Raw genomic sequence first — 14,234 nt, 5'->3', positions numbered from 1 at the left:
AACCGGGAATCTGTAATTTCGGCTGCCCGGAAGGTGCGACGTACGATGGGAGCGGAAAGACGTCGCCCCCATCACGATCTGCTTTCGCCCTACCTCGGCGACACAGACATCGCGCCGATCTATTTCATCCCGATGTGGCGATCAAAGAAATCGAGCATCTCGGTATAGAGCTTGAGATTGTTCTCTTCCTTGTAAAAACCGTGCATCTCCCCCGACTGGATGATCATTCCTTCGGGTACGTTGCCCGCTGCAGCCAAAGCCTTATACATGGCTTCGGTATGTTCGGGCGGGCAGCGCGGGTCACGGGCACCGGCCGCCAGATATACGGGAAGCTTGATCTGGTCTACATGATTGATCGGCGACATTGCATCCTGTTCGGCGCGGCTACTGCCAAACGCCCGCAACAGGTAGCGCTGTCCGTCGTTACTTTTGCTCGTATCGCTTCTCGTCATCTGGATCTGGGCGTCATAGAGACCCACGTAACCGAATGCACACTTGAACATTCCAGGCGCGCGCGCCGGTGCCATCAATGACGCATAACCACCAAAACTGCCCCCATAGATGCAGACCCGCTCGGCATCGGCATGACCTTGCTCAATTACCCACTTGGTCGCATCAATGACGTCATTCATGATTCCCTCGGCCCATTGCCCATAGGCCTTGTCCTGGAATCCCTTGCCAAAGCCACCCGAGCCGCGGTAGTTGACCTGCATCACCATGTAGCCACGGCTGGCGAGCAACTGCGCCTCTGAATTGAAGCCCCAGTTGTCGCGGGGCCCCATCGGCCCACCGTGCGGATTGACGATCATCGGCAGATTCTTGCCGTCAGAACCATGCGGAATGGTCAGATATCCATGGATCTTCAAGCCATCGCGCGTCGTCAGTGAAAACGGCTTGACGCTTCCCATCTGCTCCGCATCCAGCCACTGGCGGCCCTGCATCAAAAATTGCGCCTGGCCACTGTCACGGTTGTAGAGGTACAACTCACCGGGGTTGCGGTCGCTCGATACCGAAACGACGATCTGCTTGCCGTCCTGCGTAGCGCTGCTGAAATTGACGAACTGCCCCGGGAATGCTGCCGCCAGCGAGCTGTAGATCAGCGCATCCGAATGGGATTCCTCAATGAGCTGGACCCTGGGAGCGCCTGCCTGGGTAACCACGCCAATCACGGTTTCGCCATCGGTAGCCATGATCAGGCTCGAAGGGTCCGATACCGGGTCATGGAACAACTGCTCGAATTCACCGGTTTCCTGATTGATAATTCCGAACGCTGACGTTCCCAAGCCATCGCGCTGGGATGCGTACACGCGACCATCGCGGGAAGTGCCCATCACGAACAGCGTCTTGCCGGATGACTTGGAGCTGTTGACCAATGTCCAGCGGCCATCTTCGCCACGACGATACAGTTCGCTATGGGAGTCGTATTCACCCTGCTCGTTCTGCGAATCGTGACAAATCGCAAATCGCGCTTCCTTGTCGGCATCCAGCGCAATCGAGCAATTCTCGCGTGGCGCGCGCGCCAGGACCTTGTGGCGCCCGGAAATGGTGTCGAACAGCACCACTTCGGTCCCCATACCTTCCGATGATCGCGCGTAGTTGGCTTCCATCAATACATTGACACCGTCATTTTCCAGCGTATCCAGCAGGCTGAAACGCTTGTTGCCGGTCTGCTTTCCCCTTTCGGTGACATTGCGGGTACCGGAGAAAACCAGCGGCTTTGGGTGGCTGCCGTCCGCATTGACCGCATACCACTCACCCGTCGAGAACGGTTGTGCATAACTTCCAAATTTGCGGATCGAGTTGAACATCAACCGATCGGAACTGGTCCAGTAGAAGCTGCCGACGCTCTTGGAATCGGGCAACTGATTGACCTTGACCAGCGACAGGTCTTTGGTCCTGAGCACAGTGAGCACATCCTGCTCACCGCGGTCCACCGTCATCGCCAGGTACTCCCCGCCTGGTGATATCTTCACGCCACTGTAAGTCGGATGACGTACGAAATCCTCGATCGAAGCCGCAGCACTTGCTGCTTGGATGGTGGAAAGCAGTCCCAACCCCATGATCATCGCGCAAAGCCTTTTCATGCCGCACACTCCCCTTTGATAGTGCTCGCAAAAAACAAATCCCCACTGGGATTTTATCCCAACACCGAGGGGCCCACACATGTTCACCCCGATGCAGCAGCTCGGCGCCGCCGGCTGGCTTACACATACCCTCAGGAGCTCCGGAAACGGCTTGCGTTGCTGGGTCTTCGCGCTGCCCCTGCTGGCGGTGCCGCTTTCCGCCGCCTTCAATCGCGACACTTGATGAACCGCAGCGGCGGGTTATCGCGGATTATCGGCCGGATGCGGTATAAAGATCCGCACTGTCCCCTGCTTCCGGAGGAAACAATATGCGTATGAAGTTGCTCGCGTTGCTGCTGGTACTGCCGATGTCTGCACTCGCCCAGCAAACCCCGATTGGCACCTGGACGACCATCGACGATGACACCGGCAAGGCCAAGTCGACGGTGGAAATCTACCAGGCCGACAACGGCACGCTCTCCGGCCGGGTGCTCGAAGTGATGCAGTCCGCACAGGGCGACAACCCGGTTTGCAGCGAGTGCGACGGCGAACGCAAGAACCAGCCCATCGAGGGAATGGTGATCCTGTGGGATGCCAAGCAGGACGGCGCCGTCTGGAAGGGCGGCAAGATCCTCGACCCGGCCAAGGGCAAGGTCTACTCATTGAAATTGCAGCCGGTCGATGACGGCGCCAAGTTGGAGGTCCGCGGCTTCATGGGCTTCTCGTTGCTCGGCCGCACGCAGACCTGGATCCGCAGATAACGCCGATCGCAAGCGTTTACGCGCAAGGTTTGCACCCCTCGACGGCCCGCTCTTGCGGGCCGTCTTCGTTGGCGCGGGTGCCGGACTGGCGGACACGAACCGGCCGTTGCCTGACGGGTGGGGCAGCTGCTGGCGCATGCGACAATGAAGGTTCTGTCACCGCCGATCCCGCCCATGTCCCGCGAGCTCCTCGTCACCTGCGCCCTGCCCTATGCCAATGGCCCGCTGCATCTGGGCCACCTGGTCGGTTACATCCAGGGCGACATCTTCACCCGCGCGCAGCGCCTGTCCGGAAACACCGCCCACTTCGTCTGTGCCGACGACACCCACGGCACCCCGATCATGCTGGCGGCGGAAAAGGCGGGAATGACGCCTGAGGCCTACATCGCCGGCATCCAGGCCAGCCATGAGCGCGACTTCGCGGATTTCGGAGTGGCCTTTGATCATTACGACTCGACCAACTCGCCGCGCAACCGCGCCTTGACCGAGGCGATCTACACCAAGCTCGACAACAACGGCCACATCAAGCGGCGTTCGGTCGCCCAGCTGTACGACCCAGCCAAGGGCATGTTCCTGCCCGACCGCTTCGTCAAGGGCATCTGCCCGAAATGCGGTACGCCGGACCAGTACGGCGACAACTGCGAGCACTGCGGGGCAACGTACTCACCGACCGAGCTGAAGGAACCGCGCTCGGTGGTCAGCGGCGCGGAACCGGAGCTGCGCGAGTCGGAGCACTTCTTCTTCGAGGTGGGCGATTTTGATGCCTTCCTGCGCGACTGGCTGTCAGGCGACGTCGCCAATCCGGGTGTGAAGGCCAAGCTGCAGGAATGGCTGGACGCCGAGGGCGGCCTGCGCGCCTGGGACATCTCCCGCGATGCGCCCTACTTCGGCTTCCAGATCCCCGGCCATCCGGGCAAGTACCTGTATGTCTGGATCGACGCGCCGATTGGCTACCTGGCCAGCTTCCAGGCGCTGTGCGAGCGCGAGGGGCTGGATTTCTTCAGCTATCTTGCCCGCGACAGCCAATCGGAACTGCACCACTTCATCGGCAAGGACATCGTCAACTTCCACGGCCTGTTCTGGCCGGCTGTTCTGCATGGCGCGGGGTTCCGCGCGCCGACCCGGCTGCACGTCAACGGCTACCTGACCGTGGACGGCGCCAAGATGTCCAAGTCACGCGGCACCTTCGTGATGGCGCGCACCTATCTCGATGTCGGCCTGGAGCCGGAAGCGCTGCGCTACTACTTCGCCACCAAGACTTCCGGCGGTGTGGACGACCTGGATCTCAACCTGGCCGACTTTACCCAGCGGGTAAACGCCGACCTGGTCGGCAAGTTCGTCAACCTCGCCAGCCGCTGCGCGGGATTCATCAGCAAGCGCTTCGACGGTCAGCTCGCCGATGCCTTGCCCGACCCGGCGATGTACGCGCGATTCGTCGAACAACTGGCGCCGATCGCAGCCGCCTACCACCGCAACGAAGCTGCCACCGCGCTGCGGATGACGATGGCCCTGGCCGACGAGGCCAACCGCTATATCGACGAGCACAAACCGTGGGTGATCGCCAAGCAGGAAGGCGCGGATGCGCAACTGCAGGCGGTGTGCAGCCAGGGCCTGAATCTGTTCCGCGTGCTCAACACCGCGCTCAAGCCGGTGCTACCCCGGGTCACGACGCAAGCCGAAGCGTTCCTCGATGCGCCGGTAGCCGATTGGCGCACGCTGGACGCGCCACTTGTTGGCCACCGCATCCACGCCTATTCACCGTTGTTTACCCGGATTGACCCGAAGCTGATCGATGCCATGACCGAAGCCAGCAAGGATTCCATGAAAGCACCCGATGCCCCGCAAACCCCGGCGAACGTCACGCCGACATCCATCGCCCAGCCCGCTCCGGCCGCTACTGCGAAGCCGGCAACGCCCGATGCATCGCAGGCCGCCACGCAGGCCGTCACCATCGGCATCGACGACTTCGCCAAGCTCGACCTGCGCATCGGCAGGGTGCTGGTCTGCGAATTGGTCGAAGGCTCGAACAAGCTGCTGCGCTTCGAGCTCGACGGCGGCGATCTGGGCACCCGGCAGATCTTTTCCGGTATCCGCGCGTCGTACCCGGAGCCAGGCAAACTGGTCGGCCGCAACGTGGTGTTCATCGCCAACCTCACGCCGCGCAAGATGCGGTTCGGGATGAGCGAGGGCATGATCCTCTCCGCCGGTTTCGACGCCGACGCGCTGGCCTTGCTGGATGCCGACAGCAGCGCGCAGGCTGGCATGCCGGTGCGTTGATAACGTTCCAGGCAACGCCATGGCCGACCTGACCGAGCGACTCGACCGCCTGTTGCCGCAAACCCAGTGCGGCCAATGCGGTTATCCGGGCTGCCGGCCGTACGCCGAGGCGATGGCGGCAGGCGATGCGGATATCGACCGCTGCCCTCCCGGCGGCGATGCCGGCGCACTGGCGCTGGCCCGGGCGCTCGGCGTCGAGCCCAAAGCCTTCGACCGCCATCGCGGCGAGCACAAACCGGCCCAGGTCGCGCTGGTCATCGAGGACGACTGCATCGGTTGCACCAAATGCATCCAGGCCTGCCCGGTCGATGCGATCGTGGGCGGCGCCAAGTACATGCACACGGTGATCGAGCCGCTATGCACCGGTTGCGAATTGTGCGTGCCTGCCTGCCCGGTGGATTGCATCACGATGGAGTTTGTGGCCCCTCTGGCGGCGGAATCGAGTCGCTGAGCGCGGCTTCACAAGCCGAGCAGATACGCTCGACCTGGTAACCGTGATCGCGCAGCAGCTCCACGACACCGTCATCCCCGAGCAGGTGCAAGGCACCGACCACCACCATGACATCATCATGATGATTCTCATCGAGCATCTGTCGTAGCTGGGGCAGCCACGACAGGTTCCGCTCCTGGTTGATGGCCCGGTAGGTCTGCGGGGTCTTTTCCAGCATTTCCTGCCGGGTCAGGGCATCCAGCGCTTCAATGTCACCGTCGCGCCAGACCTGGTGCAGATCGGCCAGCATCGCGGGCATCTCCTGCGGGCGGTCGATAAAATCCTTCAGCCCGATCACCTGCTCGTGCATCGGCGCGGCGTCCAGCGCCTGCAATTGGTCATCAATCGACTCAAGCCCGGAGGTCGGTTTGCCGGAGCTGGCCGCGCGCTCCATCAAATGACGATCCAGCCCCAGCTCGGCGCTGAAGCCCAACGATCGTGACAAGCCCAGCATCAGCGACAAATTCACGAACCAGGGGTTGTACTGGTTCACCTGTTCGAGCCCGCTGCCCTGCCGGGCCAACAGTCGGTGCAGCTTCTCGCGCAGTCGCGGCGGCAGCACGTCGGCGAGCACCCGTCCGTCCTCATAGCCGGCGGCCTCAAGGAATTTTTGCCCCGTCGTCGGGTCATCAAGCTCGGCAGGCGCAACCTCGAATACGATCCGGTCCGCCAGCTCATACGCGGCATCAATATCGCCCGATAGCGGGTAGTCATCCTGCTTCAGCAAGTGGAACGATCCCAGCAGGTAGATCGCGTTGTCGGCATCGGAGACTTTCCACAGCAGCGGCACGGGCGGGCTGTACGGCGGCAGCTCGGCAATCTCCACCCCGGGCGGCGGCAAGGTGTCCTGCAGCGCCTCCACGGTACCGACGGCTCCCGCCGACACCGTGGCGCACACGGCCAGCAGCCCGGCCAGCACGATCTTCACTGGTTGCATGTCGCTACTCGGCTTGTGGCGCGGCTGGGTTTCAGGGAGCGTCCCCGACGACATAGGATTTTTCGCCGGCGGTCACCGCCAGGTCCAACCGGTTTTCCAGCGGCGGCAACGGGCAGGTGGCAAATGCGGTGAAAGCGCAGGGCGGGTTGTAGGCCTGGTTGAAGTCAACGACCAGTCGGCCGTCAGCGTCGGGCTTGGGGACATACACAAAGCGACCGGCACCGTAGCTGCCGTGCCCGTTGGTGCGGTCGGCGAAGACAAGGAACAATGTGTCACCGCCTTCGTCGATCGCTTCCAACTGGTAGCTCACCCCATCACGCTCGAACTCGACCAGTCCCGGATTGGCCACCTCATCGAATGCACCGATGATGTTGGCAATCTCCATCGTCTGTCCTGCCGGGTGCGGAACGAATCGCGCCGGCACCACCCATTCGGGGTCTGCCGGCCAATACTCCAATCCGGCAAACCCGGTCCTTGTGGGCGCCTGGGCATGACGGACGCGCAGCGCAAGCCGATCATTGCGCTTGATTACCACCGCGCGCCCATCACCACCGTCGAACCCCAGCGTGGTCGGGCCGGCAGGATCATCGTCCGCGCGCAGCCAGGCCTCACCGGTCAACGGCTCACCGTCCACCGTCAACGCCACGCCGGCCTCGGGCACCAGGCGGACCTGGTCGCCACGCAACTCGATCATGCCCATGTGCTCCGGACCCATCGCCAGGCGCATGCCGTTGTCCGCATCGCTGCCCAGATAGTGCGCGCCCGGCTCGATCCAGTGCAGGCCCACCAGGCTGGTCCAGCCGTCAGCCGCAACCAGCCCGACACGACGCTGCTCACGCCAGGCTTGCTGGCTTTGCTTGAAGGCAAACTCTTCGGCGGACATCGAAACCTCATCATTGGTGGAAGACAGATTATTGCGCTCGCAGCCACCCAGGGCCACGCCGAGAGTGGCCAGGCACAGCAGCACGAGCAGTTGGTGGAGTTTTGTCATATCAGCGTCCGCGCAGGAACCAGTGATCGATCTGGGACAGGTTGAACGCCGCCCAGGTGGGCCGGCCATGGTTGCACTGGCCGGATCGTTCGGTGACTTCCATCTCGCGCAGCAACGCGTCCATCTCCGGCAGGGTCAGGCGCCGGTTGGCGCGCACGGCACCGTGGCAGGCCATGGTCGACAGCAATTCGTCGCGCGCCGCGGCGACCCGTATCCCGCCCAGTGGCGAAGCACCACCATGCTCGCGCAGGTCGCCGATGACATCGCGCAACAACGCCTCGACATCCCCGTGGGCCAGCAGCGCCGGCACCGATCGCAAGGTCAGCGACTGCGGACCGGCACGGGTCACTTCAAACCCGAGCGCGTCCAGCGTCGCCGCTTCGCTCTCGGCGACATCGGCTTCGGGCTCCGATACCGCCAGCGTCGCGGGCACCAGCAGCGGCTGGCTGCGCAGGCCCTCACCATCGTGCGCACGCTTGAGCCGCTCGTACCCGATGCGCTCGTGGGCGGCGTGCATGTCGACCACGATCAAGCCGTCACGCGATTGGGCAAGGATGTAGATCCCGTGCAACTGGGCGATCGCATGGCCCAGCGGTGGCAGCGTCGGCTCGCTGCTGGCAGGCAGGGAGCCGCCGGCCGGGAAGGTCGATCCCGGGGACTGGGCAACAGGGAACGCCGATGCTGCGCTCGCTTCGCTGCTTCCATAAAGTGCCGCGAAACCGGCACGCGCTTCGGCCACCTGCAGCCCCAGCGGTGCCTGCGGCGGGTGCCAGCGCTGCGCAAACCCCTGGTCCTGCTGGGCACCGGCCGCCGCGCCGCCATCGCCCTCCGCTGATGCTCCGGTCATGGCCGAGCCCGCCAGGCCGGCACGCGTCCCGGCGAGGGCGGTCTGCACGGTCCTGTAGACAAAATCGTGGATCAGTCTCGAATCGCGAAAACGCACCTCATGCTTGGCCGGGTGCACGTTGACGTCGACCCGGACCGGGTCGAGCTCCAGGAACAATACATAGGCAGGTTGGCGCCCATGGAACAGCACATCGGCGTAACCCTGCTTGACCGCATGGGCAATGCTGCGGTCACGGATCGCACGACCGTTGCAGTACAGGTACTGCTGGTCGGTACTGGCCCGGTTGTAGGACGGCTGCGCAATCCAGCCATGCAGGCGCAAACCTGCCCCTTGATGGTCCAGGGGCAGGACGTTGTTGGCAAATTCCTCGCCCAGGGTCTCGTGCAACCGTGCGTCCGACAGCCCGGCCTTGTCGAGCATGTCCACATCGCCTTTCCAGCGCCGTGACGGCTTGCCGTTGTGCGACACACGCAACTCGACATCGGGGCGGGCCAACGCCAGTTGCCGCAGCCACTCCTCGATATGGGACAGCTCGGTACGTTCGGCACGCAGGAACTTGCGCCGCGCCGGCACGTTGAAGAACAAGTCGCGGACCTCGACGGTGCTGCCTTGCGGGTGCGGTTTCGGGCCGACTTCTCCAACCCGGCCACCGTCGACTTCCAGCATCGAGCCGTGTTCGGCCCATGCAGTCCGGGAGACCAGGATGAATCGGCTGACCGATGCAATCGATGGCAACGCCTCGCCGCGGAAGCCCAAGGTGAGCACGCGCTCCAGGTCATCAAGGGAGGCGATCTTGCTGGTGGCATGGCGCGAGATGGCCAGCGCCAGCTCTGCGGCGGGGATGCCTGCACCGTCGTCCCGGACCCGGATCAGCCGGGCGCCGCCTTCCTCAAGGTCGATGTCGATCCGCTGGGCACCGGCGTCAAGAGCGTTCTCGACCAGCTCTTTCACCACCGATGCAGGACGCTCGACGACCTCGCCCGCAGCAATCTGGTTGATCAGTGTGTCAGGAAGCGGCTGGATCGGCACTGTGGCGGGAGGTCCGTGAGTGGGCTGGCAGACCTTCGATCATAACCGAGTGTCGCCGCCAACCGACCCCGTCCGGAAGCTACGGACTGCCGCCAGCGGCTCCCGCCGAAGCCGTCGTGACGGCCGCCCGAGCGGCATACATCGTGCCTGGCGGTGGCTGCCGGGTGAAGAATGTATTGACGCCGTCGAGCACCGCGCTCGCCAACTTGCGCTGGAACGCGGGTTGCTGCAGACGGATCTCTTCGGCCGGGTTGGAGATGAAGGCGGTCTCCACCAGCATCGCCGGCATGTCGGAGGTCCGCAGCACGGCGAAGTTGGCGCGTTCGATGTGCGGCTTGTGGATGTTGCCTACCCGCTTGAGGCCATCGAGGATCTCCTCGGCGGCGTCCGCGGAGGCCTTCATATGACCACTCTGGGTCAAATCGAGCAGTACCGAAGCCAAAGTATTGTTGGTCTGTGCCAGGCGTACCCCGCCCACCAGGTCGGAGGAGTTTTCCTTGTCGGCCAACCAGCGTGCGCGCTGCGAAGAGGCACCGCGCAGCGACAGTACGTAGACCGAAGAGCCGTCAGCCCCGCGGTTCTCGGCGGCATCGGCGTGGATCGAGATAAACAGGTCGGCCTTGGCCGCGCGCGCCAGGCGGGCACGCTTGTTCAACGGAATGAATACGTCGTTATCCCGGGTCAGGTAGGACTTCAGGCCGGGCGTGGCGTCGATCTGGCGCGCCAGCTCCTTGCTGATCGCGAGCACGACATCCTTCTCGCGCGTACCATTCTTGCCGATCGCACCGGGATCCTGGCCACCGTGCCCGGGATCGATCGCGATCACCAGCGGACGCATACCGCGACCCTGCATGATCTGCTCCAGGGTCTTCACCGGATCGCTCGCCGCTCGGGCGGGAGCCGCTGGGACCGCAGGCTTTCCAGTGGCAACCCGGGTAGGAATGCCGGTGGCAACCGTGGTCGGAACCACAGCTGCGGTCGTCGGTTCGGCAGCAGCGACGCGCGCCGCAATTTGCGATATCAAGCGACTGGTCGCCTCGGCGGATGCTGCCGTCTGGTCAACCGCTGGCGCGTCGGAAACGGGAGCGGCGACAGCCTGGGCAACGACAACATTGTCGACCACTGCCTGCGGCTCGACGCCGGGCTTGTTGACCGGCGCAGGAGTAGACGCAAGCGCCGCCGCACCGTCGCCCGGCCATTGCACTACCAGACGCGGGCCTGAAGGACCCGATTCGATCCGTGGCGTGATCGCGGTAATCGATTGGCCAAGATCAAAGACAATCCGGACGGTGCCGGGAACCGGCTGACCGGTACGGACGGCCGTGACCACGCCGGCGCCGGCCGGAACCTGCAGGTTTGCCGCCAGCGACGATGCCGGCAGGTCGATCACCAGCCGGTCCGGGCCGGCCAGGCTGATGATGTTGAACTCACCTGCCTTGTCCAACGCGATCTCGGCACGGGTGCCGGTCGCACCATTGCTCAACTGCACGCCCTGAACCTGGCTGGCGCCCGCGATGCCCCAAGCCGACGCCGATACCAGCGTCAAACCCAGCAGGAAATTCTTGAAGGTGGCGCCATCGACTCGCATGGGCGGTAGTCAATCACTGCTTCCCTTCGATTGCAAGCACTTTTTCCCTTAAGAATCCGACACCTGCCGCATACTCTTGTGGAAACGTTCAGGAGTTGATCATGATCGGGGGGTGATTTTCCATCCGATCCAGCCAAGCCTGCCCCACCGGCGTTTGCGGCAGCAACTGCACGCTCCGGCCATCTTTCTGCACCGCCAGCTCGATCAACAGGTCCGGCGACGGCAGGTGACCGCTGCCACGTTCCGGCCACTCCACCAGCCACAGAACCGGGTCCTCGCCATCCAGGCCCAGGTATTCCAGCTCACCGGGATCGCCAATCCGGTACAGGTCGAGGTGCCAGGCCTCACCGCCGCTGGACAACGGATACCGCTCAACCAGGGTGTAGGTGGGGCTGCGGATTGCCCCCTGCACGCCGAGCCCCCGCAGCAGAGCACGGGCAAGACTGGACTTGCCGGCACCCAGCTCTCCGCGCAGGTGCACCACCGCTTGCGGCGGGAGGGACGCCGCAAGCGACCGGCCAAGCTGATCGGTACTGGACGGGTCGGGCAACCAGAACAGGCTCATCGTGGCAATTCCGGATTGGCGAGCTCGCGCAACCAGGGCATCAGGTCGCTCGGCAACAGTCCGCGCTCACCGTCCCGGGCGGCCGCAGCATCTCCGGCAGCGGCATGCAGCAGCGCGCCACAACTGGCGGCATCGAAGGCCTCCAGGCCTTGCGCGCGCAACGCGGCGATAACCCCGCTCAACACATCGCCCATGCCGCCAACCGCCATCCCGGGATTGCCGGCATCAATCAAACGCGGCGTCCGGCCTGGTGCGGCAACGATGCTGCCGGCTCCCTTCAGTACCACCACGGCGTCGAACTGCGTCGCCAGCGCGGTGGCGGCGGCAAATCGATCCCGCTGGATATCGGCGGTATCGCAATCCAGCAAACGCGCCGCTTCACCCGGATGCGGGGTAAGCACCGTATTGGCTGGGGTCGCAAGCGACTGCTTCGCGATCAGGTTCAGCGCATCGGCGTCCAGTACCAACGGCTTGGGTGATTGCAGAACCTGTTGCAGCAACGCACGCGCCCAGTCGCCCTGCCCCAGGCCGGGACCCGCCATGACCACGTTGGCACTGGCTAGAAAATGGCTATCCAGCGCATCGGCATCATCGGCATGACCGTGGACCATGGCCTCGGGCAACCTGGCCAGTAGTGCAGCCACATGCGCGCTGCGGGTCACCACGTCGACCAGGCCTGCACCACTGCGCAGCGCCGCCTCGGCGGCCAGCATGATCGCCCCGCCATGGCCGTGCTCGCCACCGATGCACAGCACCCGGCCATTGCGGCCCTTGTGGCTGTCGCGGCGTCGCGGCGGCAGCCACCGCTGCAGATCGATGGCCTGCAGACGCTCGGCCATCGGGGTGATCCCGTCAAACAATCCGTCGTCCAGCCCGAGGCAGAAGCGCTGCACTTTGCCGACGTGATCGCGTGCCGCGCCGGTGCGCATGCCCGCCTTGGAAACGATGAACTCCAACGTGCATGCGGCATCAACCGCTTCGCCCGCCACCGCGCCGGTCGCCGAATCCACGCCGCTGGGCACGTCCAGCGCAAGCACCGGCGCCGGATGCCGGTTGATCGCCCTGATCAACGCCACCGCCAGCGGGTCGGGCGTCCGTGTCAGGCCGATTCCGAACAGCGCGTCCACCACCAGCTCGGCCGCCGGCAACGCGTCCTCAAACTCGACCACGGCGCCGCCAGTGGCCAGGTAAGCCGCGGCGGCGAGGCGCGCCGGGTCGGTCCTCGGCGAATGGCCTGGCAACCGCACAACCTGGACCTGCCTGCCCGCTTGCCTGGCATGGTGTGCGAGCACGTACCCATCGCCACCGTTGTTGCCTGGGCCGCATACCACCAACAACGACTGGGTCGCCGGCCAACGCTGCAGCACCACTCGCCATGCGCCTTGACCGGCGCGCTGCATCAACTCGGCACTGTCGCCCAACCCCGCCAGCGCGCGGGCCTCGACCTCGCGCACGGCGGCGACGGAAAACAGGGCGGCGGCAGCAAGCATGCAGCGATTCTATACTTGGCAAGCCGTGACCCATACCCGACTGCCCACCGCCCTGCCCCCGGCCACGCCCAGTGACGCTGCGCTGGCGCCCGACTACTCCGCAGTCGCCCAGCGTATCGGCGAGCTTGCCCGCGAGTTCGGGTTCCAGCACTGCGGTATCAGTGGCATCGAACTGGGTGAAGACGAGGCCCACCTGCGTGACTGGCTCGCAAAGGGCCTGTATGGATCGATGGAATGGATGGCGCGCCATGGTGATGCACGGTCACGCCCGGCCGAGCTGATTCCGGGCACGTTGCGGGTGGTATCGGTCGGCCTCGACTACGGACGTCGCGACGACGAAGAGGCCTGGCAAACCCTGGACGATGGCGAGCGCGCCTACGTTGCCCGCTACGCGCTGGGCCGCGATTACCACAAGCTCATGCGCCAACGCCTGCAGCGGCTGGCAACGCGGATCGCCGATCTGGTCGGCCCCTTCGGCCACCGGGTGTTCGTCGATTCCGCCCCGGTGCTGGAGCGGGCACTGGCGCGAAACGCCGGACTGGGCTGGATCGGCAAGCACACCTGCCTGATCGACAAGGATGGTGGCTCGTGGTTTTTCCTGGGCGAGATCTATCTCGACCTGCCGCTGCCCATCAGCGAGCCGGCTACCGCCCATTGCGGCACCTGCACGCGCTGCATCGATGTCTGCCCGACCGGTGCGATCACCGCGCCCTACCGGCTCGACGCGCGGCGCTGCATCTCCTACCTGACCATCGAGCACGAAGGGTCGATCCCGCTGGAGTTTCGCGAGCCGATCGGCAACCGCATTTTCGGTTGCGACGACTGCCAACTGGTGTGTCCGTGGAACAAGTTCGCCAAGCGCACCGACGAGCCCGATTTCCGCGCCCGCAACCATCTGGACCAGGCCAGCCTGGCAGAGCTGTTTGCGTGGACGCCGGAAGAGTTCCTGCAACGCACCGAAGGCTCGGCAATCCGCCGCAGCGGGCACCAGCGCTGGTTGCGCAATATCGCTGTCGCGCTGGGCAACGCACCGTCGACACCGCAGGTTCTGGCCGCGCTGGAATCACGCCGCGACAGCGAAGACCCACTGATCCGCGAACACGTCCAGTGGGCATTGCAGCAACACGCCGCCCGGGCGCAGACCATGGCGCCCGACTGACCGACTCGGCGACGGGCGTGCTACCGCCGCAACAAGC

11 protein-coding genes are annotated in these 14,234 nt (G+C 64.5%); 4 read left to right on the top strand and 7 right to left on the bottom strand.

The features are described 5' to 3' along the window. Positions 1 to 119: 119 nt before the first annotated feature. Complete coding sequence (locus tag ACW7G0_RS04740) at positions 120 to 2,303, bottom strand: alpha/beta hydrolase family protein (protein WP_456987965.1); 2,184 nt, start codon at positions 2,301 to 2,303, stop codon at positions 120 to 122. Positions 2,304 to 2,392: 89 nt separating this feature from the next. Here ACW7G0_RS04740 and ACW7G0_RS04735 point away from each other — a divergent pair, with 89 nt between their 5' ends. From ACW7G0_RS04735 to rnfB, 3 genes are all read left to right on the top strand, one after another. After that, the gene (locus tag ACW7G0_RS04735; protein ID WP_456987963.1) at positions 2,393 to 2,824 is read left to right on the top strand and encodes a DUF2147 domain-containing protein; all 432 of its coding nucleotides are present in this window, start codon (positions 2,393 to 2,395) and stop codon (positions 2,822 to 2,824) included. Between the two features lie 174 nt (positions 2,825 to 2,998). Next, positions 2,999 to 5,101, top strand: coding sequence for a methionine--tRNA ligase (gene metG / locus ACW7G0_RS04730; RefSeq protein WP_456987962.1), 2,103 nt, complete (start codon positions 2,999 to 3,001; stop codon positions 5,099 to 5,101). A gap of 19 nt (positions 5,102 to 5,120) precedes the next feature. Continuing rightward, complete coding sequence (gene rnfB / locus ACW7G0_RS04725) at positions 5,121 to 5,552, top strand: Rnf electron transport complex subunit RnfB (RefSeq protein ID WP_456987961.1); 432 nt, start codon at positions 5,121 to 5,123, stop codon at positions 5,550 to 5,552. Here rnfB and ACW7G0_RS04720 read toward each other — a convergent pair. The 6 genes from ACW7G0_RS04720 to ACW7G0_RS04695 form a co-directional block, all read right to left on the bottom strand. After that, positions 5,506 to 6,528: a TraB/GumN family protein gene (locus ACW7G0_RS04720; protein ID WP_456987960.1), complete on the bottom strand. Its 1,023-nt coding sequence runs from the start codon at positions 6,526 to 6,528 to the stop codon at positions 5,506 to 5,508. The two genes, rnfB and ACW7G0_RS04720, sit on opposite strands and share 47 nt — an antisense overlap. Positions 6,529 to 6,559: 31 nt before the next feature. Further along, complete coding sequence (locus ACW7G0_RS04715) at positions 6,560 to 7,519, bottom strand: DUF1684 domain-containing protein (RefSeq protein ID WP_456987959.1); 960 nt, start codon at positions 7,517 to 7,519, stop codon at positions 6,560 to 6,562. 1 nt (position 7,520) lies between these two features. Next, positions 7,521 to 9,395 (bottom strand): DNA mismatch repair endonuclease MutL, encoded by a 1,875-nt coding sequence (gene mutL, locus ACW7G0_RS04710; protein WP_456987957.1) that lies wholly within the window; start codon positions 9,393 to 9,395, stop codon positions 7,521 to 7,523. 79 nt (positions 9,396 to 9,474) lie between these two features. Beyond that, entirely contained in the window at positions 9,475 to 10,983 is a 1,509-nt protein-coding gene (locus ACW7G0_RS04705) for an N-acetylmuramoyl-L-alanine amidase (RefSeq protein WP_456987956.1), read from the bottom strand. 88 nt (positions 10,984 to 11,071) lie between these two features. Continuing rightward, the gene (gene tsaE / locus ACW7G0_RS04700) at positions 11,072 to 11,548 is read right to left on the bottom strand and encodes a tRNA (adenosine(37)-N6)-threonylcarbamoyltransferase complex ATPase subunit type 1 TsaE (protein ID WP_456987955.1); all 477 of its coding nucleotides are present in this window, start codon (positions 11,546 to 11,548) and stop codon (positions 11,072 to 11,074) included. After that, positions 11,545 to 13,038: an NAD(P)H-hydrate dehydratase gene (locus tag ACW7G0_RS04695; protein WP_456987953.1), complete on the bottom strand. Its 1,494-nt coding sequence runs from the start codon at positions 13,036 to 13,038 to the stop codon at positions 11,545 to 11,547. Before ACW7G0_RS04695 ends, tsaE begins: the two co-directional genes overlap by 4 nt. Here ACW7G0_RS04695 and queG point away from each other — a divergent pair. Next, a complete protein-coding gene (queG, locus tag ACW7G0_RS04690; protein WP_456987951.1) occupies positions 13,037 to 14,197 on the top strand; it encodes a tRNA epoxyqueuosine(34) reductase QueG in 1,161 nt (386 codons plus the stop codon). The two genes, ACW7G0_RS04695 and queG, sit on opposite strands and share 2 nt — an antisense overlap. Positions 14,198 to 14,234: the final 37 nt, after the last annotated feature.

Source organism: Lysobacter sp. A286, assembly GCF_054052105.1.
This window is presented reverse-complemented; position numbering and strand designations above follow the sequence as displayed.